Annotated in this window: 1 protein-coding gene; it reads right to left on the reverse strand. The window is 67.3% G+C overall.

Annotated features, from left to right (window positions below; genetic code table 11):
- Positions 1-1,114, reverse strand: a 1,114-nt coding sequence (locus AC1DX4_RS35040; RefSeq protein ID WP_477224681.1) for an Ig-like domain-containing protein, incomplete at both ends; no start/stop codon positions are given.

Here is a 1,114-nt window from a genome sequence, read left to right on the forward strand (position 1 = left end):
GGCCTGCTTCATAGACGGTGGTCGAGGCGAGCCCCGGCGCCGGGATGTTGTCGGTCGGCGTGGAGTCGCTGACCGAGATGGTCAGCGTGGTGTGCGACAGGTCGCCGTCGCCGTCCTTGATGGTGTAGGTGAAGACGTCGCTGACACCGCCGGGCGAGCCGGGGTTGCGGAGGTAGCTGTAGTCGCCATTGGCGCCGAGCGTCAGATCGCCATAGGTGCCRTGGATGACCGAGCCGATCGTTGCGGCGCTGTCGAGATTGGCATTGGTGTTGCCGGCCGCGACGCCTGCGACGGTTGCGCCRTCGGCGCCRAGCACGTCGACACCGGTGACCGGCGCGGTGGTGCCGACCGCGGTGATGACGTTGCCGGTCTCGGCGGTGAACTGGTTGGCGGCGAGGCTGTCGGTGTCGGCATGGGCTGTCGGCACATCGTCGACGATGTTGATGACCAGGTTGCCGGCCGGAGCGCTGTCGCCGTCGGCGTCGGTGACGACGACCGCGAACGAGGTGCTGGTGTTGTCGCCCGAAGTGTTGGTGGTGAGCGTGTAGGCGTAGCTGATCGAGCCGACACCGGTGTTGGCATTATAGACATAGCTGGCCGTCATCGAGCCGGTGGCGTCGGTGAAGGTCTGCGGCACGCCGGTCAGGACATGGCCGCCGAGCGAGACGGTCTGGATGCCGTCTGGCGAGGTGAAGCCGATGGTGCCCGAGGTGGTCTCGGTGGTGTTGGAGTTGTTGTTGGGATTGCCGTCGGCGATCTCGCCGGAGCCGGCCGGCAGGCCGGTATGCGGCGGCAGGCCTGCTTCATAGACGGTGGTCGAGGCGAGCCCCGGCGCCGGGATGTTGTCGGTCGGCGTGGAGTCGCTGACCGAGATGGTCAGCGTGGTGTGCGACAGGTCGCCGTCGCCGTCCTTGATGGTGTAGGTGAAGACGTCGCTGACACCGCCGGGCGAGCCGGGGTTGCGGAGGTAGCTGTAGTCGCCATTGGCGCCGAGCGTCAGATCGCCATAGGTGCCGTGGATGACCGAGCCGATCGTTGCGGCGCTGTCGAGATTGGCATTGGTGTTGCCGGCCGCGACGCCTGCGACGGTTGCGCCATCGGCGCCAAGCACGTC

Source organism: Mesorhizobium sp. P3_A8, assembly GCF_056402995.1.